Consider the following 19,818-nt stretch of genomic DNA (forward strand, 5'->3'; position numbering starts at 1 on the left):
AGGCCCCGGGGGCCACGGTCCAGGTCGAGGACCAGCTCCAGCGCGTCCTCCTGGGGGAAGGGCAGGAGAGCGAGCGAGCGAGGCGGGCCGTTCCACTCCGGGCCGGCGTGGAACTCCAGTTCCTGCACGAAGGGCTCGTCGCGACCCAACGGGGACCCAGCCTCACAGTACGAGTTGCGCCACTGGAAGCCCAGCTGCCGCACGGCCTCAATCACGGCCTGGAGGGACGGGTGGGGCAGGACGTGGACGCGGTCGCTGTCCTCGGGGTTGAGGGCGTTGTCGATGTCGAGCGCCGTCTTGATCCACACGGGCGTGCCGCGCTCGGTGATGGGCGCGTGGGCGGGGATGCGCAGGGAGAAGGGGATCTCACGCTCCTCGCGGGGCTGGAGGGTGAAGGGGTTGGCGACGCGCCAGGTGCGCACGACGGCGTTGAGCGCGCTGAGGCGGTCGTTGTCGCGCTGGAGGTACTGCGCCATCAGGTGCAGGTCGATGCGGTCGATGCGCTGGGGCGTGTGGCCGCCCTGGACATGGACGAGTCCACGCAGGTCGCCGCCCGCGCGCACGGTGTCGTGTTCCAGGCGGGTGTCCACCCGCGCGCTGCCAATCCCGAGGCGGGCGAGCATCTTCATGAAGGGCATGGGGAACGGCATAGGCCGGATGGACGCCGCACGAAAGCCTGTCCGTCCGCCTGCCCATCATGCGGCCCCTGCACCGGAGGGACGGGCGCGGCTTGCGGGGTGGCCTGGCGCGTCACCAGCGTAGGGCTTCACCACGGGAGAGGTGCATCATGGCGCAGGAGACATCCAGGCGGGTGCGGTACGCGGTGGTGGGAGCGGGCAACCTCGCGCAGGTGGCCATCCTCCCGGCGTTCCAGCACGCGGAGGAGAACTCCGAGCTGGTGGCCATCATCTCCTCCGACAAGGCGAAGCGGGTCACGCTCCAGGAGAAGTACGGCGTGGAGCACGTGGGGGGCTACGAGAACTTCGAGCAGGTGTTGCGCGACTCGAAGGCGGACGCGGTCTACCTCGTGTTGCCCAACACCCTGCACCGGGCCTTCACGGAGCGTGCGGCGCGCATTGGCGTGCACGTCCTCTGCGAGAAGCCGATGGCGACGTCGGTGGAGGACTGCGAGGCGATGATCCGCGCCACGAACGAGAACGACGTGAAGCTGATGGTCGCGTACCGGCTGCACTTCGAGGAGGCGAACCTCCGCGCCATCGAGCTGATGCGCTCAGGGCGGCTGGGGAATCCGCTGGTGTTCACGGGGACGCTGACGCAGCAGGTGCGAGAAGGGGACATCCGCACACGAGTGGACGTGGGAGGCGGGGCGCTGCTGGACGAAGGGCCGTACCCCATCAACGCCGCGCGCTACCTCTTCCGCGACGAGCCGCGCGAGGTGTTCGCGTTCACGGGAGGAGGCAGGGATGGGCGCTTCCACGGCGTGGATGCATCCGCGTTCGCGCTGATGCGGTTCCCGAACGGACGGGTGGCCCAGTTCGCCATCAGCCACGAGGCCTCGGCGGTGTCGAGCTACCGGTTGGTGGGGACGGAAGGGGACCTGCTGGTGAAGCACGGCTTTGGCTACGGCACGGACATCCAGCACGAGCTCACGGTGGGCGGAGAGACGGAGACGCGGACGTTCAAGAACAGCGACCAGTTCGCGCCGGAGCTCGTCTACTTCTCGAAGTGCGTCCTGGAGGACCGGGATCCGGAGCCCAATGGCATTGAAGGCCTGGCGGACGTGCGCATCATCGTCGCGTTGCAGGAGTCGGCGCGCACGGGGAAGCCGGTGAAGCTGGCCCCGTTCGAAAAGCCGAAGCGGCCCACGCTGGAGCAGCTCATCGTCAAGCCGCCGGTGGAGCCGCCGGAACCGGTGAACGCGCCGGCTCCGGCGGAGGGATAGGGGGACGCCGCTACAGGCAGAGATAGGGCCCGCAGACTCCTTCCCCAGGGCCGCACGCGGTATCGGGCGAGTTGCAATCCTTGCAGCTCAAGGAACAGATCCTCGCCCTGGGGGCCGCGCCTGCTTCCGTGCCCTCCGCGGTGGAGGTGGGGACCATCGCCAGGGCGGTGCCCGCGGCGAGTCCCATCAACAACGCGATGCCAGGAATTGCCCGCTTCAGTCGCGACGGCTTCACGCGTCCTCCCGTGTCTGGTTTGTAAGGCAAGGACAGTCCTATTCCCGGCGAGCAGGGATTGGCAAGTCGCCGCGTGTCATTGATAGACCGCTGACGGGCGCGGCAGGTTTTCGGCTTGGTGAAGGTCCCCTCGCGGGTCATGCTCCCGTGACTTTTCAACACGAGCGCAGGAGCACGCAGTGGAAGACCTTCAGGAGTTCGCGCGTCAGGTGTTCGCGTCGCAGCCCTTCAGCCAGTTCATCGGCGCGCAGCTCGCCAGCGCCGGGCCTGGGACCGCGGAGCTGCGGCTCCCCATCGTGGACCACCTGAAGCAGCAGCACGGCTTCGTCCATGGGGGTGTGCTCAGCTACCTCGCGGACAACGCCATCACGTTCGCCGGTGGCCTGGCGCTGGGCGGCAACGCGCTGACCTCCGAGTACAAGATCAACTACCTGAAGCCCGCCGTGGGCTCGCTGCTCATCGCGCGGGCCCACGCGAAGGCCGCCGGCAAGCGGCAGGCTGTGTGTCAGTGTGAAGTCTTCGCGGTGAAGGATGGCGCGGAGACGCTGTGCGCCCTGGCACAGGGCACGGTGGTCTCCGCGGCCTGAAGGCGCATCAGAACTTGAACAGGTCCTTGATGCCCTTGCCGACGTCCTTGGCCTTGTCGGCGACCTTGTCGGTGACATTCTTGGCCGTGTCGCCGACCTTGTCCGTGACGTTCTTCGCCGTATCGCCAACCTTGTCCGTGACGTTCTTGACGGCCTCGCTGGCCTTGCCGTTGGTGAGGTTGTCGACCGTGCCCTTCAGCTTGTTGAAGTCGATGGTGTACGAGGTGCCGACGCCGACGCCCACACCGAGCGCCGCCTTGGCCTTGCCGCCGATGGTGAGCTTGCCGTCCTCGAAGGCCACCTTCGCGTCCACCGCGGCGCCCACGCCAGCGATGGCGCTGCCCGTCACGGAGCCCTGCACGGGGCCGAACTCACCGCGAGCCGTGGCGCTCGCCTCGGCGCCCACCAGCGCGCCCGCGCCGACCTCGGCGCCCATGTCGCCGTTCTTGGGGTTCAGGTCGATCTTGGCCTTCGCGTCCGCGTTGGCGCCCACCAGCGCCTCGCCGTGCACGCCGCCGTAGACCTTGCCCTCCACCTTGTCGAGCCCGATGTCCTTCAGGTCCTTGCCGAAGCCCGCGTCACCGCGGAGGCTGGCGATGTTGGCCTCGGCGCCCGCGCGGCCGCCGATCTCCCACGGCATCACGCGGTAGGACGCATCGCCCTGGACCTCGGCGGCGCTCGCCTCGATCTGCGCGCCGGTGCCGTCCTTAGAGAAGCCCGTGCCGGTCTTGAACTCCGCCGCGTCCTTCTGCCACGACACGTACTTGCCGCTCTCGTTGCCCGCCACCTGGCCGGGGCCCGTGTTGCCCTGCGTGACCTGGCGCCCGTCCTTCTTGTCCGCGCTGGCCTGGGCCTTATCGCCCTTGCGCGAGTCCATGAAGATGTCCTGGCCCCACTCCTTGCTGAACTTCGTCTCCGGCTGGTTCTTGTCGATGAAGCCGGGCTTCTTCTCGGTGGCCGCGGACGGGCCAGCAACGGCGGGGGAGTTCGAGGCGGGCGTGGACGCGGGGCGGTTGGAGACGCGCATGGGAGACCTCGGGGGGCGGCGAAGGAGGGGAGAGTCAGGGATTTGGAAGAGGGACCGGAGTGCTGCGTCCGGTCCGTGATGACCAATCCCTAGAGCACGGCGCGTGCCAGACCTCCGGCGGGGCCATCTTCCCTCTGAAGCGCATGTTTCGAGAGGTGTCTGGGCGGCTCGAAACTGGTGAGGCGGATCATCAGTGCTGGTGACTCGTGTCACCAGGAGGCCCATCCCGCGTTTCATGACGCCGCGTCACAGGTGCCGTGACGACCCAGGCGTTTTTCGCGAGGGCCCCGTTCCGCATATTGCCAACCGTTCCGGGGCGCACCGCTCCGGCCTTCACGAGGACGGCAAGACCATGGCGACGAAGATCGGGATCATCGGCAAGGGGAACGTGGGCGGCGCACTGCAGCGGGGCCTGGCTCGCGCCGGGCATGAGGTGCGGGCGGTGGGCAAGGACCCGGCGGCCGTGCGTCAGACGGCGGCGTGGGCGGACGTGGTGTTCCTGGCGGTGCCCTTCGGCGCGCTGGACGACACGCTCCGCGCGCTGGGCGACGCGGTGAACGGCAAGGTCGTGGTGGACGTGACGAACGCGCTGACCGCCGATATGCAGCTGGCGCTCGGTTTCACCACGAGCGGCGCGGAGGAGCTGCAGAAGAAGGCGCCCCAGGCGCGCGTGGTGAAGGCCTTCAACACGGTCTTCGCGCAGCACATGGACCAGGGACAGGTGAAGGGCGAGAAGCTCAGCCTGCTGGTCGCTTCGGATGACGCCGCTGGCAGGGAGCGCGTCCTGGGTCTGGGGAAGGACCTGGGCTTCGACCCGGTGGACGCGGGACCGCTGCGCAACTCCCGGTGGCTGGAGTCGCTGGGTTACCTCAACATCCTGCTCGGCTACGTGCAGAAGCTGGGGCTGGACATCGGGTTCCGGCTGGTGCGCTGAGTCAGCGGCGCTTGCGTCCCGTGGCCAGCGGGGCCCTGGAGGCGAAGAGCTCCGCCACGAAGTCCAGGAACACGCGCACCTTGGGCACGGCGGACTTGTGCCGTTCGAAGAGGGCGAAGACGGTGCGTGGCTCGGGCTCCAGGTCTTCGAGGATGAGCTCGAGCTCGCCCCGGGAGAGGTGTTCGGCGACGTGGTACTCGTAGGTCTGGATGATGCCGAGCCCGCCCAGCGCGGCGTGCGTGAGCACGTTGCCAGAGCCGGCCATGAACCTGCCCCGGGCGGCGAAGGTGACCTCGCCCCCAGGCCCCTTCAGCCGCCACGGAAGGGGGCCTGTGTTCGACAGGTACGCGATGCAGGTGTGTTCCCGCAGCGAGGCGAGCGTCCGGGGCCTGCCATGCGCGGTGAGATAGGCAGGGGATGCGACCAGGATGGAGCGCGCGCGGGCGAGCTTCCGTGAGACCAGGTCGGAGTCACGCGTCGGCGCGAGGCGGAGGACCACGTCGACGCCCTCGGCGGTGGGGTCGATGATCCGGTCGCGGACCGTGAGGTCGATGGACACGTCCGGGTAGCGTTCCAGGAACCGGGGCAACGCGGGCCCGACGACGTAGTCCGCGAGCGGGATGGGGACATCGACGCGCAGGCGGCCTCGCGGCGTGACGCTCGTCCGCGCCAGGGTGGCGTTGACCGCTTCGAGCTCCGCGAGCATGCGAGTGCAGTGCTCGTGGTACACGGCCCCTTCATCCGTGAGGCTGAGGCTGCGGGTGGTCCTGTTCAGGAGCCGGACACCCAGCCGGCCTTCGAGTCGCGAGATGATCCGGCTCACGCCCGAAGGCGTCAGCCCCAGGTTCTCGGCGGCCCGAGTGAAGCCGCCCAGGTCGACGGCCTTGATGAAGACTTCGATCTCCGAGATGGAGTTCATGTTGCCGCCAGCTCACAGCCATTCATGACCAGGCGTCAATGGATTGCGCCCATGCAGGCGAGCCCCCCCGGCCTCAGGTGGGGCGCGCCCACAGTTCGCGGAGGTCCGTCGGCAGCTCGCCAGCGATGTCGTCGCTTTCCCCCTCGGAGATCTGCGCCTGGATGGCGCTGAAGACCGCGCGGACGATGGGTTCTGCGTTCTCGGCCTCCACGCCCAGGTCCGTGGAGACCATCGCCAGCATTTCCGCCCGGCCGAACTTATGAGGCGGCGGCCCGGCTTCGTGGCGGTCGCACCGCACCAGGAGCTCGCGCAGCTTGTGGGGCAGCTGGGCCTCCATGTCGTTGTCCTCCTCGCCGAAGAGGCGCTGCTCCAGCACGCACAGCACGGAGAAGGCGGCTTGCTGGGCAGCCTGCTCGTCCTGGAACTGGCCTACGTCGCGCAGGTACTTGAGGAAGGCCTTGTAGGTCTGCGACGTGCGGGACTCGTGGCGCATGCGGCGGCGCTCATCGAGCGGGATGTCCGTGCTGCGGTGCGTGGGGCTCCCTGCCTGCTGCCCGGTGCCGGGGATGTCTTGCGCTGCCATGTCTGATTCCTCGTTCCTCGGAGTGGGGTCCGACCCCAAAGCTGGAGCGCTCGCGAATCCAGAGGAAGGCACGCGCCACCCTGCGAGCCGCCCGCTTCCCGTGGGCGGGGGCTGACGGGAAGCGCTTGCTCCCACCACCCGTCATCGCCCTTGCATTGGTGCAAGCGCATCCGAATCTCTCCAGTGAGGTGCCGTCATGCGTGAAAGACTTCAACCCAGGGGAGAGGCCCTTCGAGGCGCAGCCCGCAGGATCGCGGCGCGGAGGGCCGAGGAACCGGACACTCCCATGATCCAGATCATCACGGAGGCAGCCCGCCACTACGACCTCTCGCCAAGCGAGGAGCAGATGCTGCTGTCGGATCTGCTGCCCGGGAGTGCGGAGGCGCCCCAGCCCTGACGCAGCACGGCGGATGTCTGTCATTGAATGGAGGTTCATGAGTCGGACGCGACCACGATGGGCGGTATGCGATTCAGGCCTGACTCAGGAAGGGAAGCGAGTCTGGCGAGAATTTTCCTCGCAATCCATTGCATGGATTTCAGGCGTTGGTTGTCTGGACAAGGCTCCCGGGAATCGTCTATCTGATTCTGGGGAAGCGATTCCCCTTCCTTGGGGGCTGTCCATGAAAAGCTTGACGGTGGTGGCTGCGTTCGCGGTGTCGGCGCTGGGCATGGGTTCCGCGCACGCGGCGACGCTGACGTTCACGGTGCAGAACAAGATCACGGCCAGCGCGATCACCAATTCCTACTTCAACGGCTGTGCCGCGGTCATCCCGGCCCTGACCTCGGTGGCGGCCAACTCGACGTCCGGGGTGTACCAGACGGACTGTGGCACCAACTCCGCCGTCTACATCGAGTACACGAGCGGCAGCAAGACCTGTCGCTTCAACATGAGCAGCATCTGGACCCCGCCCAATCCGATCCTGGGGACGTCCGGCTACTGGACGCCCGCGGGGAGCGCCACGTCCAAGGGCAGCACCACCGCCACGTGCAAGACGACGCTGGTCGGGCTGGGATCGAGCGGCAGCTACACCTGGGCCCTGTCGATGCAGTGATGCGCGGGCGTTGACCTGGGAGCCGTCCTGCCTGTGCGGCGGGGCGGCTCCTTGTCTTTGCGGGGGAGGGCTGGAAAGCGCGTGAGGCCCTGGAGTAGATGAGCGCCCATGAACCTGATTCGACTGTCGGTTGTGGGCGTGGGCGTGGCGTTCCTGGTTGCAGGCTGTGGGGGCCGCCGGAGCAACTCCAAGGTGGACTTCTCCCAGATGGGGCCATCCATCAATTCCAAGCGCTATGCGAACCTGGAGAAGATCGCCGCCAAGGATCTCAAGTGCCAGGAAGAGCTGACGCCGCAGTACCTGGGTGAGAACCAGTACCGGATGATCGGCTGCAACACCGAGGGCGTCTACGAACTGCGCTGTATCATGGGGCAGTGCTCCTGGATTCCGGACGTGAGGCTCCGCGCCGAGTTCGACCTGAGCTGCGGGAAGGCGGAGCTCCAGGCTTCCAAGCTGGACCGCGTCACCACGGGCGTCGTGGGCTGCGGGAAGCGCGCGACGTACCGGCTGCGTAAGGCGGGCTATAGCTATTCGTGGATCCTGAACTCGCCCGTGACCCAGGATGAGGTCCCTGCTTCGGTGCCTGTTCAGGCTCCGGCGCCTGCTTCGGCGCCCGCGGACGAAGTGCCGGTGCCGACCGAGCTTTGACGTGTACGGATGTGAATGCCCCAGGACGCGCCCGCTTGAGACATGTCTCATTTCCTGAGAAATGTATTATGAGTACAAATGTCGTGTTTCTTACGGTCTCGTCGGAAATAATTCACGAGACCCATGAAACTCTACGGACAGATAGAAACCTCGGAGCCTGGCAGCCTGGAAGCATGCACGGTGCTGCTGGGCCAGTCGCCCAACACGCCCCTCTTCACCGCTGAGCTCACGAGCCCGCAGGGTGGGTTCTTCTTCCAGAAGATCACCGCCTCCGCGCTTCCCTTTCCCCTTTCGCTCTATGTCCTCCGCTCGGGGGTTTCCGTCGTGGAGCACACCTTCGCCGACAAGGCCGCGCTGAACGCGGTGCTGGTCGCGGAGAGCAAGCCCGCCGCGGCGGACCGGCGGGTCATCCTCCAGCTGCCGGCGCTCGCTCCCGCGGTGAAGGTGGCCCCGCGCACGTCGGTCACGACGATGGAGGCCGCGACCGCTTCCCGGCTTGAGCAGAAGGCCCCTCTGTCGCCCCTCACACCTACCGCGACAGCGCCGAAACTGGAGGAGGTGGAGTTCATCTCCGTCCTGGGCGCGGTGGAGAGCTCCGCCGGCTCCGTCTCGGGGTACACCCTGGAGATCTCCTGTCCGGACACCATCGCTGGAGACAGCGACGTCACCCCCATCCACCAGGAGTTCCTGCTCGGGCCCACGGGCGCCTTCCAGTTGACGCTCGCCATCACCGGCCGCATCTCCAGCAGCCCTCTCACCTTCGTGGTGCGCACCCCCAACGGCCTGCCCACCCGGCTCGTCTCTCCGACGCACCTCACCGTGAGCCAGGCCGCGAAGATGGCGGTGGTGAAGGTGCAGGTGGAGCCGTTCTCGCCCAACGTCCTCGTGCCGAGCTCCAGCGCGCCCACCACCCGTGTCCTCAAGGGGCGCCTGGTGGACCCCACGGGCAGGGCGCTGACGCGGCAGCAGATCCTCTTCCAGGCACTGCGAGGTGACGGGACGAGCCCCCCGCTCAAGGTGTCCCTCGCCGCGGTCACCACGCACAGCAGCGGCAACTTCTCCGTGGTGGTCCCCAACGAGCCGTTCCTCGGGGCCCACGCGGTGGTCTCCTCCCGTCCCGACGAGGAGCTCCCCATCGTGCTCAACGCGGATGGGACCTTCCCCGCGTTCACGCTGCTGGTCGTCGCGACAGGGAGCACGACCGAGGCCGCCAGCGGTGAAGACGACTGCGCCTGCAATGACCCGACCCCGCGCCTGCCGGGCACGGAGGAGCTCGTCGCCAACGAGTCCAGCTACTCGCAGGATATCGGCGGCTCCTGCGTCAACTTCACGGTCCCCAACCGGTCGCTGGAGGAGTTCAGCCACTACGCCATCGTCCGCACCACGGACCCGCGCGGCCAGCTCGTCCCCATCCGCGAAGCCCCCGCCTGGGAGTGGAATGGCGACACCTCCGACCCGGCTGGCTACGCCCGTCATCTCCACCGCACCTTGCGGCAGACGCTGGGGAGCAAGAACCCCCTGCGCTGGGACGACGACGCCACCGACTATGAGTTGTATCAAGCCGTGTCGCTGGCGCACGGCCACGTGCTCCACTTCAAGCAGACCTTCAAGGCGGACGGCTATTCGATGGGGGACCTGCTCTACTCCCTGCCGCTGGCCCCCGGGCAGAAGAAGCAGCTCGTCATCTATGACTGGAACCGGGAGGACGGGGCCTCGCGCGATGAGGCCACGGTGGCCGAAGAGGGCCTGACCCACAACCTGTCGAGAGACCGCGACATCGACGAAATCCTCAGTGGGACCGTCCAGGAGTCCATGCGGGGTGGCAGCTCGGCCAAGACGCGCGGCTTCTCCTTCGGCCTGGGGGGCGCTGGCAGCGGCAGCAAGAACGGCGTGGCCGTGGGGTTGTCCACCGGCTTCAGCATCTCCGGCGGTTCAGGGACGTCCTCCGCGTGGCAGGACAACACCCGCGACATGACGTCCAGCCTCCACAACCGGCTGCGTGACGCCACCATGCAGGCGACGTCCTCCGTGCGCAGCCAGCGCTCCACCGTCGTCACCAGCGCGAAGCAGGGCGAATCGCTCTCCGTGCAGACCGAAGTGGTGGCCAACCACAACCACTGCCACGCGTTGACCATCCAGTACTTCGAGATCCTCCGGCACTTCGTCATCGAGCAGCAGGTGGTGGACGTCCAGGAGTGCCTCTTCGTCCCCTTGATGATGAGCCTCTTCACGGACGCGAAGATCCTCCGCTGGCGGGAGTGCCTGTCCGAGCACCTGCTCTACTCCCTGGAGACGACCCGGGGGCAGGAGCTGCGCCGGGGCTTCGACGCGCTGGATCGCATTGCGCGGAACTACCAGGGCACGGACTTCCCCCGCCGCGTGGAGTCCTCCGGCGCGGTGACCTTCCTGCCCTACAGTGAGGAGTCCATCGAGGAGTTCTCGGGTGAGCTCCAGCTCCGCCTGACGCTGAGCAGGCCGGCGGATCAAGCGGATGGGTCGATTGACGCCGCCGCCTGGGCCACCCTGAGCCATGTCTTCCTGGGGCTGGACATCCGGGGCATCAGCAACCTGTTCGTCAAGCTCGCCATCGAGGAGCGCGAGCGCACCTTCCAGACGCAGCACGCCCCCGCGCTCGCCCGCAACTTCGTCGAGCAGCTTCGCTTCGAGGCCATCCTCGCGGACGGAACGACGGTGAAGGACCTGCGGCTGGACTGCACCCTGCTCACCGACTACGCCCCGGGCCGGCTGTTGACCGTCTCCGTGCGCTCCACGCGGACCACGGACATCAAGGCGCTCAAGGCAGGGGTGGCCCAGCAGCCCTTCACCGGCACCCCCGCGGACCTCAAGCGCAGCCAGATTGTCGGACTGCGGCTGAACTCTCCCAGCCTGAGTCTGTCGGGCAGCTTCGCCGTCGTCGACCGGGGCACGCTGCGCTACCGCACGCCCCACTTCAGCGGGACGCTGGTGAACAACCAGGCCATCCGCAACGACATCGGCTTCGCGGATCAGATCTACCTGCCCACGCCCATGAAGCCCGAGGAGCAGCGCAACCCCTGGCAGGAGGACCAGCGGCTGGCCCAGCAGCTCCGGGATCACCTCAACCAGGAGAACCTGGAGTACTACCACCACGCCATCTGGTGCCACGGCATCACGCCGCACCGCCGGTACATGATGCTGGACCGCATCCATCTGGCGCAGGACGAGTTCAACTCCATCTATGCGCAACGCGGGGTGCTGGGCCGCTCCCTGGCCTCGCTGGTGGAGAACCGGCTGCTGGGGGTCGCGGGCAACTCGCTCGTGTTCCCGGTGGCCCGTGGCCTCAACCTGGACCCCACCTACGAGATGGGCACCCCGGACCAGAGCGGCAGTGGGGCCATGGCCCATGCCTCACTGCTGGAGCACTACCAGACGGAGGCCGAGCGCGAAGGAGGGCAGGGCGCGGTCTTCCGCCTGAGCGTGCCCACGCCCGGAGTCTTCGCGGAGGCCGTGCGCGGCGCCTGCAACGCGTGCGAGCGCATCGATGACACGCGCTTCTGGAGATGGGAGCAGTCGCCCTCGGACGAGCCCACCGCCATCAACCCGGTGAGCACGGACAGCCGCTACCAGACGCCGCAGAGCACCACGCCCACCGCGCTCCCGCAGCCCATCGTCAACATCCAGAACGCACCGGCCGCGCCGGATCCCACGGGGGTGGGCTCGCTGCTGAACGCGCTCACCCAGGTGAGCCCGTTCGCCAACCTGACGGGCCTGGACCAGAACCAGAAGAACGCCCTGTCGGCGATGACCTCCAACCAGGAGACCGCGCGGGCCTTCGGGGAGATGGCCACGAAGCTCGCGCTGTCAGCCCAGAGCAGCCGCAACTCCGCCGTCCTGAACGAGCAGATCGACAAGGCCTTCCCTGCCGCCAGATCCCCGGCGAAGAACCAGGAGTGGAAGGAGCGGTTGCTGAACGCGCAGCTCGGCGGCGATTCCCAGGCGTCGAGCTCGAAGGCGTCGCCGCTGGATCAGTTGGATCTGAGGGAGACCATTGACGCGGTCCGTGGTTCGCCTGGAATGGAGGTGGACGTGCAGCCGTCCAAGGTCGCGGTTCGCAACCGCTCGGGCACCCGAGGCGCCAGCTCCGCGACCTCCACCCCGACGGACCCGGACGAGCAGGAGCAGGAGCAGCAGCCCCCGACGGAGTGGCCGTTCATCGAGGGCTACTCGCAGATCACGGCGGCCTACCCGCGACTGACGCAGATCCTCGAAAGCTCCAGCGTCTTCCGTCAGTCCGTCATCGAGCCCTTTGCCAACCGAGGCGCCGCCGACTACGTCCCGTTGATCATCGACGTCACTCCGACCGCCAAGCGCGGCATCGATGGTCAGTGCATCATCGAGGTGCGGGACCCTGCCGACACGACGACGCCGGGCGGATCCTGGATTCCGCTTCACCTGCTCACCCGGGACCTCGCCGGGTTCGACCTGTCTCGCGACGTGCGGATCCGCGTCCATATCGCGATGAGGGGACAGGCCACCACGCACCCGGGCGGCATCCTCTTGGTCATCTCCCATGAGTGGGCGCTGCATGGGCTCAGCAACCGCCAGACGATTCTCCACGCCCGGAGCGGTAACTGGACGCTCAATGATCTTCGCGACTGCTACATCGCCGATATGGTCAGCCATCAGGACCACCGGCAGATCGCCTCGAGCACCCATGCGACGTACGAAGCGGTGAACGATGAGATGGAGCAGTTGCTTGCCAATATGGACCCGCCGGTCACGGTGAGGATCAAGCCGTCCTATGCTGACGAGGGGACCCGGCTGCTGTCGCTGCCCGCCCGTGTCGTCGCGCCCCAGAACACCCGGATCCACGCATTGAACCGCCAGCACAACCTGTACACGGCCCACCAGATGTTCGCGTTCGAGCGCGACATGGAGAAGACCTACAAATACAATCCGACCCATCCCATGAGCTACCTGCGGTCGGCCACGCCGGCCGACGCCTTCCCGTGGGAGTACCTCGATTCCGACCAGGGTCGGCGGTAGGGGACGCCGGAGTCCGGCTGCCCGAGGATCCGGTCCGTCTTGGTGGCGATCTGCTCCAGCTGTCCCTCTGGAGCAACTCCAAGACTGTGGAGCGGAGGCAATCACCTGGTGGCGGGGCTCTTCCCGAAGGCGAAGGCATTCATGACGAACCGGCTGGTGGTATCCGTCCTTGTTCTTTCGCTGCTCGGCGCGTGCGCGAATCGACCTGGGCTCCGCCTTGACCTGGGGCAGGGGCGAACCATTGATTACGTGCCGCGCGCCTCCATGCGGCCGGTGGTAGTGGATGCGGACGCATTCGAAGAGGCGCTCTCCGCTTGGGTCCTTGAGTTCCCGCTTTCGCTTCGCACAGAGCGGCAACCCTGGTTGGTTCGAGCCGCCTATCCGGGAAGCACGCCTGACGCAAGCTGGCGAAGCCTGATGCGCAAGAGCTTCGGAGGAATCTGTCGCGCGAACCAGGAGAGCGAGGATTGCCTCTCGCTCTTCGCCAACGTTTCAGCCTTGAGCGAGGCGGATAGGCTGGGCGTCGCGCTGGGCCTTTCGGTGGGCCCGCTGAAGTCGAGCATCGCCAAGGCAGTGGAAGACACCTTGGCACCGCAGCTCTTCTACACCGTCATCGCGACAGGACTTATCACCTGGGCGGTGCTCGCGGCCAATCCAGAGCCTGTCTTCACCAAGTCAGCCGCGGTTATTTCCGCAATCCTCCTGATCTACTTGGGCGTAGAGACCTTCCTGACGGTGCTGGAGGCAAGTCGGGAACTGAAGCGAGCAACGGAGAAGGCGACCTCCGCCGGAGAGCTGGAGCAGGCTGGGCAGCACTTCGCGAATCGTGTCGGGCCGGAGGTTGCGCGCGTTTTCATCCTCGCGGTGACGGTCGTGGTGAGTCAGGGGATGACCGGCGGCGCGGCGTCACTGGCGTCACGGCTTTCGAGAATGCCCGGCTACCCCGAGGCAGCGGTGGTGGGCGCAACCCGAGTCGGAATCGAATTGGCTCAGGTAGGGCAGGTGAGCGCGGTGGCCATCGCAGGCGACACCATCGTCGTCTCACTTCCAGCGACAGCGGTTGCGATGGTGGCCCGGAATGGAGCCAGCTCGAACAGCACACCCAGCGGTCCCCGGTCCTGGGGTTCGTTCAGCGGCCTCAAACGTGCCCTTGGCCCGGCGGAAGACGGAAAGCAGTGGCACCACATCGTCGAGCAAACACCGGGCAACGTGAATCGATTCGGGCCGGAGGCTGTTCACAACACCGAGAACGTCATTCAGCTGGATCAAGGGCTGCATAAACGGCTGAGCGGGTTCTATTCATCGATCCAGCAAGAAATCACCGGTTCGCGGACCTTGACGGTGAGACAGTGGTTGAGCACGCAGTCTTTCGAGGCTCAGCGCGATTTCGGTCTGCAGGCCATCGAGAAGATCCAGAAGCGAATCTGGGGAGTCTGGAAGTGAAGATGGAAAAGCTCGTGGAGGCGTTCGCCCTGCATGTGGCGGCCCAGAACGATGCAGTCCGGCAGGGCGATGCGAAGACCGCGAACAAGCACGCCAAGAAGGTGAACGAGACTTTCGACAAGTTGTGTGCGCACGGGAACGCGGGTCGGGATGCGCTCGCGGCCCTGTTCATCCATCCGCGCATGGACGTCCGGGTCAAGGCTGCGGCCTTCCTTCTCCGCCATCGAACGGATGAAGCCACGGCTGTCCTCAACGAGGCTGCTCAAGGGCAGGACCTCGTTTCTTTCGCCGCCTCTGAGGCGTTGAAGCGCTGGGCAGAAGGAACCTGGGGGCTGGATCCCGGGTAGGGATAGGATAACCCTGAGACTCATTGGGCCGATGACAGCCCGTTTGGGGTTTGACGGGCCATTCATCGAGGAGTGAAACAGTGCGACTGTAAATCGCAGTCTGCGATTTATTGGGTGATGGGCTTGTTTAGTTTTCCAGCTGCACCAAGCTCCTGAAACTCTCTTTGAATGATGCTTGCGAGTCGAGATGCAGGCTCATTGGTTGTGACCTTGCGACAAGCCTCAATAAACCGCTCAGCTGCGGGATGGAAAGAACCCCCATGCACACCTCCTCGCACATAAGGAGCAAAGAAGCGAAAAGCGCGCTCACGTAGTTCGAAGTCAGGTCCGCAAACTAGCTCATCTATTTCCGATTGAGTTGAGTTTACGATCGGAGTGGAGTGACGATTGGCCCATGAGTTGTGCGCCGCAAGATACTCAATGGCGTGTTTGAGGGACAAAGGCGAATGAAGTGCATCGTAGCGCTTCTGATAAGCAGCCTGAATGAATGGGTGGATCTTGTGGAAATCCAACGAATATGAATCGAAGAAGTATTCGTCCATGGGCATTGTCGAAATTGACGCCATGTTGTGCTCCACCCAAGATTTCACAAATGAGTCGGCACGTTCTGGGGCTCCAAGCTGGACGACAATGTCTGCGAGCTGGCTGATGTAGCTTTCGTTGAGAACGTCAAGGAACTGGCGGAGGCTTTCGAATAAGGTCAGCAAGTCATCGACTGAGGAACCGCCGTCCCATTTGTATCTAAGGGCAAACTCCTTTACTTTGGCTCCGGCGGCTTGACTGCGGTTGCGCCGGTGAATCTCGGTCGCATAAGCCGCGAAGGCTTGGCCGTCAAGATGCCCAGTACGAAGGTATGGGACCAGAATCTTGGTTTCAAAAATATCAGGCGTGCCGAGATTGTAGTCGCCAAGCATTTTGCTGGCGTTCTCCTCCTGCTCTGTGGGTTTCTTTTTCCCAAAGATAAAGAAGGGCGTTATTGCTTGTTCGATTGTTGGCCCGTTCTCAATTGCGTTTAAGTGAATTGCGGTGAGGAGGACGATGCTAGGGATGAGTTGCGTCCAATGTTCGTCATTAAGCGGCTGAGTAGTTTTGAGCGCGTCATAGGTTCTTCGCATGTGCTGCAGCGCGCGGATGTTTGTGACTCCTAATCGGTGTGCTCGATCTGAAAAAACATTCAGGTGCGCCTTGGGTAGTTCGCCGATTCCAATGGACACGCAGTCTGCGGGTGTGGGCTCAAGGCTGATTTCGATGCTGATAATCTTTTCCCTGAGTTGTTCCCATGCTTCTTGTTTTTCGCCGAGCTTTGATTTGTTTAGAATAAGCATTACCCGAATCTGAAGTTGATTTGTAAGAAAGCCAACAAATCCGAGCAGTTCTCTGATGTCTATCTCTACAGCGCGCTCAATGTCGTCGAGAACGAGCAGTGTGTTGGTGGGTAGGAAATTCCTTATGGTGGGCAAAAGTGCCTGGATGTCTGACAGGCTTGTGCTGAATTGAAGCTCCTCGGGTAACTTTGTGTTTACTAGTCGAACAGCGAGGTTGAATATTTTCTCGCCGTGCTTCGCAAGGCTTGATGAACGAGATAGGAGGATGGTGATGATGGCCGATTTGAGAGCTGCGCTTGAGCCGTAGGCCATGCATGAAACGTAAAGCGGTGTTGCTTTGCCCTCGTTTTCGAGGCTGGCTGAAACGCCCATCCAAAGATGGGTTTTCCCAGAGCCCCACGGGCCATGGAGCGCAATTACAGGAGTGTCCCGCAGGGCAAGAGCTGAGATGAGGGCGGATTTTGTTTTTTCAAAGCTCATTGATTGCCTTGTGTTGGTGGTGTTTGGTGTGCGTTAGTCTTTCCAAAGTATCTTCCACGGGTGCTTGCGCAGGTCCGTGACCAGGGTCTTCAGCTCGTCGTAGAGGGCCGGGTCCTTGAGCAGTGCGCCACCGGTTCCCTGGCCGGAGTCGAGCTGTCCGAGGATCCGGTCCGCCTTGGTGGCGATCTGCTCCAACTGGCCCGCTGCCGCCGTGAATCGCTGGAGGGCTAGCTTCACCTGCTGGCCGTCCTCGGGCGTTAGGGGACCTGTCACTGCCGCCAGGCCGTCCAGGGTCGTTCCGGCGGACTTCGTCAGTCCGGGGAGATCCTTTCTCATCAAGGCCGCCACCGCGGAGGCGTCGTCCAGGAGGCGCGCTCCCTTGCCTCCGGGCTGCATGGACTCCTTGGCCAATTGGGCCAGCTGCCTCAGGTCCTTCGACGCCGCCGACAGCTCCGTGGCCAGGACCTTCACGTCGCCTTTGTTCTCCGTCAGGACCTCGTCCAACGTCCTCGCCAATCGTGACACGTTGGCGGCCAGGCCGGTCACGGCCTCCGGGTCCTTCTCCAGCATGTCCGACAACAGCGTCACGAACTTGGACAGCTGCTCCGACAGCAGGTCCAGGCGCGGCGCATCCACGCCCCGGAGCGCTTCTTTTTCCGGCAGCGGCGCGTCCGCGTTGCCCGGGTTCAACTCTAGATAGGGCTCACCCAGCAGGCCCACCGTGCCCACCGTCACCCTGGCGTCCTTGCGCAGGGCGCCCCTCGCCGCCGGCTCCACGGACAGGTCCATGCGGACGGGGAGGGGGAGGCCCTTCGCGTCCCTTCGGTCCGCCAGGAGATGGATGGTGTCCACCTTGCCCACCTGGACGCCTCCCAGCTTCACCGGGGCTCCCTGCACCACGTTGCCCGTGTGCGCGAAGTCCACCTCCAGTTTGGCGCCGCGGCCCAGCGTCAGCTCTCCCATCAACCAGAGCAACACCAGCACTCCCACCAGCGCCGCGAGCACCAGCGCCCCGACCTTCAACTCCAGCCGTTGCTCATCCATCCGTCGCGCCCTCCATGAACGGCGCTGTCAGCGTTCGCAGCTCCGGGGCAGGGGACTCCAGGAAGCCCTCCGGGCTGCCCAGGTACGCGCTGCGCCCCTTCGCCACCACCAGCACCCGGTCCGCGATGCCTCTCAACTGCCGGTAGTCGTGCGACACCACCAACGCACCAAGGCCCTGCTCCTTCAACGACGCCAACACCGCCTCCACCTGCATCGCCGCCCTCCGGTCCAACCCCGTCGTCGGCTCGTCCAACAACAGGTAGCGCGGCTTGAGCACCAGTGCCCTCGCGATGGCTGCCCGCTTCTTCGCCCCGGGCCCCAGCTCCGGCGGCAGCCGGTCTGCCCATTCCTTCAGGCCCACCTTCTCCAGCGCCGTCTCCACGGCTTCCTCCGGGGCGCGCGGATCCGCGAGGCGCACGTTCTCCCTCAGCGTCCTCCAGTCCAGCAGCGCGGGGCCCTGCACCAAGTACGGAGCCCTGCGGCGCAGGGGCACCAGAGTCCTCTCCGGCTGCGTGTCCACCCGCTCCCCGAACAGCGTCACCTTGCCGGCTTCGGGCTTCAGCAGGCCCACCGCCAGCCGGCACAGCACGCTCTTGCCGGAGCCGCTCGCTCCCGCGATGAACGTCAGCTCCCTCGTGGAGACCTGCGCGCTCAGGCCGTCCAGGACGCGGCGGCCCTGCTCGAAGGCGATCGCCACGTCATCAAAGAGCAGCGTGTCCGGACCGGTGTCACTCACAGGCGCACGAACTGGAACGCAAGCGACACCGTCAGGTCAATCAACAGACATCCCAGACTGGCTGCCACCACGCCGTCCGTCGTGGCCTCGCCCACCGCCTCCGCGCCGCCTCGGGCGTTCAACCCCGCCACCGCCGCCGCGAGCGGGATGTACAGCCCGCAGGCCACGACCTTCAGCCCTCCGACCAGCACGTCCCACCCATCCACGTACCTCGCGTCCATGAATGCCCGGCCGTCGATGTTCAACGCCACGCTCGCCACCAGCACCGCCGACGCCGTCGCCGCGATCGTCCCCAGCACGCTCAGGAGCGGTACTCCGACCAACCCCGCCACCACCCGGGGCGCCACGAGGTCCGCGTAGGGATCCCCCGCGGACATCTCCAGCGCCTCCACCTGTTCATTCACGCTCATCGTGGCCAGCTCCGCGGAGTGGCTGGCGCCTGCTCGTGATGCCGTCAGCAGCGCCGACACCGCGGGGCCCAACTCGCGCACCAGCATCTCGAAGTAGGCCGGGCCCAACACCGCCACGTTGCCGATCAGCTTCTTCGCCTGAGCGTTGGCGATCATCACCAGCACCGCGCCGAAGAAGGCCATGCCGGACATCACCAACAACACGCTGCGCCCGCCCAGCTCGTGCACCTGCGCCAGGGTTTCACGCCACGGGATTCCCTCCCGCGCGCCCGCCCGCACCGTGCGCGCCAGCATCACCCCCGGCGCCCCGAAGAAGAGCAGCACGCGCTTCATGCGAGCACCTTCGACAGCAGCGACGTCAGCAGGAAGTCCAACAGGAAGATGGCCGCGCAGCCCAGCACCACCGCGCTCGCCGCGGCCTCTCCCACGGCGCGGGCTCCTCCCTTCGCCCGGAGCCCCACCGCCGTGGACACCAGCGAGATGGCCAGCCCGAACGCTCCCGTCTTCACCACGCCCCCGAGGATGTCGGACGGGCTCAGCATCTGCGCGAACGTCCCGAAGAACACCCGCACCGGCAGGTCCAACGTGAGCTTCGCCGCCACCGCCTCGCAGAGGATGGACACCAGGAACGTGAACGTGCTCAGCCCCAGCATGCTCAGCTCCATGGCCACCACCCGGGGCGCCACCAGCAGCGCGAACGGATCCAGGCCAATGCCTCGCAGGCCTTCAATCTGTCCGCCCACCTTCAGCGTGGCCAGCTCCGCCGCGTTCCTCGCGCCGATCCGCGCCGACATGATCAGCCCCAGCAGCAGCGGGCCGAACTCCCACAGCACGCCGTAGCCCGCGGCCCATCCCAGGAAGGCCCTCGCCCCGAAGCGCTGGATGTAGAGCGAGGCCTGCACCACCACGATGACGCCCGCCAGCGCCGCCGTCGCCAATGCAAGCGGCAGCGACCCGTAGCCGAACTGCACCAGCCCTCGCGCGAGCTCGCGCCGCTCCAGCCTGCGCAGACCCCAGGCCGTGCGGCCCGCGACCAGGGCCAGCGCTCCCACGCCGCCCACCGCCCGCATCGCCGAGCGTCCCAGCCAGGCCAGGGCGGTGGTGCTCACGGGTGCTGGGA

18 protein-coding genes are annotated in these 19,818 nt (G+C 65.8%); 9 read left to right on the top strand and 9 right to left on the bottom strand.

Going from position 1 to position 19,818, the window contains the following annotated elements:
- The coding region (locus D7Y11_RS14820; protein ID WP_158641945.1) for a sporulation protein at positions 1 to 638 on the bottom strand (638 nt) is incomplete at its 3' end.
- 149 nt (positions 639 to 787) lie between these two features.
- On the opposite strand from D7Y11_RS14820, the gene D7Y11_RS14825 reads away from it, so the two are divergent.
- From D7Y11_RS14825 to D7Y11_RS14835, 3 genes are all read left to right on the top strand, one after another.
- Positions 788 to 1,903, top strand: coding sequence for a Gfo/Idh/MocA family protein (locus tag D7Y11_RS14825; protein ID WP_121753223.1), 1,116 nt, complete (start codon positions 788 to 790; stop codon positions 1,901 to 1,903).
- Positions 1,904 to 1,983: 80 nt separating this feature from the next.
- Positions 1,984 to 2,163 (top strand): hypothetical protein, encoded by a 180-nt coding sequence (locus D7Y11_RS43290; protein WP_158641946.1) that lies wholly within the window; start codon positions 1,984 to 1,986, stop codon positions 2,161 to 2,163.
- A gap of 154 nt (positions 2,164 to 2,317) precedes the next feature.
- Positions 2,318 to 2,725 (top strand): PaaI family thioesterase, encoded by a 408-nt coding sequence (locus D7Y11_RS14835; protein WP_120594833.1) that lies wholly within the window; start codon positions 2,318 to 2,320, stop codon positions 2,723 to 2,725.
- 7 nt (positions 2,726 to 2,732) lie between these two features.
- Here D7Y11_RS14835 and D7Y11_RS14840 read toward each other — a convergent pair whose 3' ends face one another.
- Entirely contained in the window at positions 2,733 to 3,752 is a 1,020-nt protein-coding gene (locus D7Y11_RS14840) for a hypothetical protein (protein WP_126934029.1), read from the bottom strand.
- Between the two features lie 352 nt (positions 3,753 to 4,104).
- On the opposite strand from D7Y11_RS14840, the gene D7Y11_RS14845 reads away from it, so the two are divergent.
- On the top strand, positions 4,105 to 4,686 hold the full coding sequence (locus D7Y11_RS14845; protein ID WP_126934030.1) for an NADPH-dependent F420 reductase: 582 nt from the start codon (positions 4,105 to 4,107) through the stop codon (positions 4,684 to 4,686).
- A 1-nt stretch (position 4,687) separates the two neighbouring features.
- Here the strand turns inward: D7Y11_RS14845 and D7Y11_RS14850 are convergent, their stop codons facing one another.
- Together D7Y11_RS14850 and D7Y11_RS14855 are read right to left on the bottom strand one after the other, a co-directional pair.
- Positions 4,688 to 5,605 (bottom strand): LysR family transcriptional regulator, encoded by a 918-nt coding sequence (locus D7Y11_RS14850; RefSeq protein ID WP_126934031.1) that lies wholly within the window; start codon positions 5,603 to 5,605, stop codon positions 4,688 to 4,690.
- Positions 5,606 to 5,678: 73 nt separating this feature from the next.
- The gene (locus tag D7Y11_RS14855) at positions 5,679 to 6,188 is read right to left on the bottom strand and encodes a DUF2267 domain-containing protein (RefSeq protein WP_120580189.1); all 510 of its coding nucleotides are present in this window, start codon (positions 6,186 to 6,188) and stop codon (positions 5,679 to 5,681) included.
- A gap of 620 nt (positions 6,189 to 6,808) precedes the next feature.
- Here D7Y11_RS14855 and D7Y11_RS14860 point away from each other — a divergent pair.
- From D7Y11_RS14860 to D7Y11_RS14880, 5 genes are all read left to right on the top strand, one after another.
- Positions 6,809 to 7,240: a hypothetical protein gene (locus D7Y11_RS14860; protein WP_126934032.1), complete on the top strand. Its 432-nt coding sequence runs from the start codon at positions 6,809 to 6,811 to the stop codon at positions 7,238 to 7,240.
- A 108-nt stretch (positions 7,241 to 7,348) separates the two neighbouring features.
- On the top strand, positions 7,349 to 7,888 hold the full coding sequence (locus tag D7Y11_RS14865) for a hypothetical protein (RefSeq protein WP_120580187.1): 540 nt from the start codon (positions 7,349 to 7,351) through the stop codon (positions 7,886 to 7,888).
- Between the two features lie 123 nt (positions 7,889 to 8,011).
- Positions 8,012 to 12,913 carry a hypothetical protein gene (locus tag D7Y11_RS14870; RefSeq protein ID WP_126934033.1) on the top strand — a complete coding sequence of 1,634 codons (4,902 nt, stop codon included), beginning with the start codon at positions 8,012 to 8,014 and terminating at the stop codon, positions 12,911 to 12,913.
- A gap of 108 nt (positions 12,914 to 13,021) precedes the next feature.
- Positions 13,022 to 14,356, top strand: a complete 1,335-nt coding sequence (locus D7Y11_RS14875) for a hypothetical protein (RefSeq protein WP_306770437.1) — start codon at positions 13,022 to 13,024, stop codon at positions 14,354 to 14,356.
- Between the two features lie 2 nt (positions 14,357 to 14,358).
- Complete coding sequence (locus D7Y11_RS14880) at positions 14,359 to 14,703, top strand: DUF2019 domain-containing protein (RefSeq protein ID WP_126934035.1); 345 nt, start codon at positions 14,359 to 14,361, stop codon at positions 14,701 to 14,703.
- Between the two features lie 107 nt (positions 14,704 to 14,810).
- Here the strand turns inward: D7Y11_RS14880 and D7Y11_RS14885 are convergent, their stop codons facing one another.
- The 5 genes from D7Y11_RS14885 to D7Y11_RS14905 are packed head-to-tail and all read right to left on the bottom strand — an operon-like array spanning position 14,811 to position 19,807.
- A complete protein-coding gene (locus tag D7Y11_RS14885) occupies positions 14,811 to 16,508 on the bottom strand; it encodes a P-loop NTPase fold protein (protein ID WP_126934036.1) in 1,698 nt (565 codons plus the stop codon).
- Positions 16,509 to 16,541: 33 nt separating this feature from the next.
- A complete protein-coding gene (locus D7Y11_RS14890; protein WP_126934037.1) occupies positions 16,542 to 17,552 on the bottom strand; it encodes an MlaD family protein in 1,011 nt (336 codons plus the stop codon).
- Positions 17,545 to 18,288, bottom strand: coding sequence for an ATP-binding cassette domain-containing protein (locus D7Y11_RS14895; RefSeq protein ID WP_126934038.1), 744 nt, complete (start codon positions 18,286 to 18,288; stop codon positions 17,545 to 17,547). Before D7Y11_RS14895 ends, D7Y11_RS14890 begins: the two co-directional genes overlap by 8 nt.
- Complete coding sequence (locus tag D7Y11_RS14900; protein ID WP_126934039.1) at positions 18,285 to 19,031, bottom strand: ABC transporter permease; 747 nt, start codon at positions 19,029 to 19,031, stop codon at positions 18,285 to 18,287. The genes D7Y11_RS14895 and D7Y11_RS14900 overlap by 4 nt, the downstream gene beginning before the upstream one ends.
- Positions 19,028 to 19,807 (bottom strand): ABC transporter permease, encoded by a 780-nt coding sequence (locus D7Y11_RS14905; protein WP_233607295.1) that lies wholly within the window; start codon positions 19,805 to 19,807, stop codon positions 19,028 to 19,030. Before D7Y11_RS14905 ends, D7Y11_RS14900 begins: the two co-directional genes overlap by 4 nt.
- Positions 19,808 to 19,818 lie beyond the last annotated feature (11 nt).

This window comes from Corallococcus sp. AB018, from assembly GCF_003986945.1.
Taxonomy (GTDB): domain Bacteria; phylum Myxococcota; class Myxococcia; order Myxococcales; family Myxococcaceae; genus Corallococcus; species Corallococcus exiguus.

Excerpts from the sequence above, each read along its gene's own strand:
- D7Y11_RS14870 (WP_126934033.1), top strand. The coding sequence starts at position 8,012 with ATGAAACTCTACGGACAGATAGAAACCTCGGAGCCTGGCAGCCTGGAA.
- D7Y11_RS14865 (WP_120580187.1), top strand. The coding sequence starts at position 7,349 with ATGAACCTGATTCGACTGTCGGTTGTGGGCGTGGGCGTGGCGTTCCTG.
- D7Y11_RS14845 (WP_126934030.1), top strand. The coding sequence starts at position 4,105 with ATGGCGACGAAGATCGGGATCATCGGCAAGGGGAACGTGGGCGGCGCA.
- D7Y11_RS14855 (WP_120580189.1), bottom strand. The coding sequence starts at position 6,188 with ATGGCAGCGCAAGACATCCCCGGCACCGGGCAGCAGGCAGGGAGCCCC.
- D7Y11_RS14850 (WP_126934031.1), bottom strand. The coding sequence starts at position 5,605 with ATGAACTCCATCTCGGAGATCGAAGTCTTCATCAAGGCCGTCGACCTG.
- D7Y11_RS14890 (WP_126934037.1), bottom strand. The coding sequence starts at position 17,552 with ATGGATGAGCAACGGCTGGAGTTGAAGGTCGGGGCGCTGGTGCTCGCG.
- D7Y11_RS14900 (WP_126934039.1), bottom strand. The coding sequence starts at position 19,031 with ATGAAGCGCGTGCTGCTCTTCTTCGGGGCGCCGGGGGTGATGCTGGCG.
- D7Y11_RS14885 (WP_126934036.1), bottom strand. The coding sequence starts at position 16,508 with ATGAGCTTTGAAAAAACAAAATCCGCCCTCATCTCAGCTCTTGCCCTG.
- D7Y11_RS14860 (WP_126934032.1), top strand. The coding sequence starts at position 6,809 with ATGAAAAGCTTGACGGTGGTGGCTGCGTTCGCGGTGTCGGCGCTGGGC.
- D7Y11_RS14840 (WP_126934029.1), bottom strand. The coding sequence starts at position 3,752 with ATGCGCGTCTCCAACCGCCCCGCGTCCACGCCCGCCTCGAACTCCCCC.
- D7Y11_RS14825 (WP_121753223.1), top strand. The coding sequence starts at position 788 with ATGGCGCAGGAGACATCCAGGCGGGTGCGGTACGCGGTGGTGGGAGCG.
- D7Y11_RS14880 (WP_126934035.1), top strand. The coding sequence starts at position 14,359 with ATGGAAAAGCTCGTGGAGGCGTTCGCCCTGCATGTGGCGGCCCAGAAC.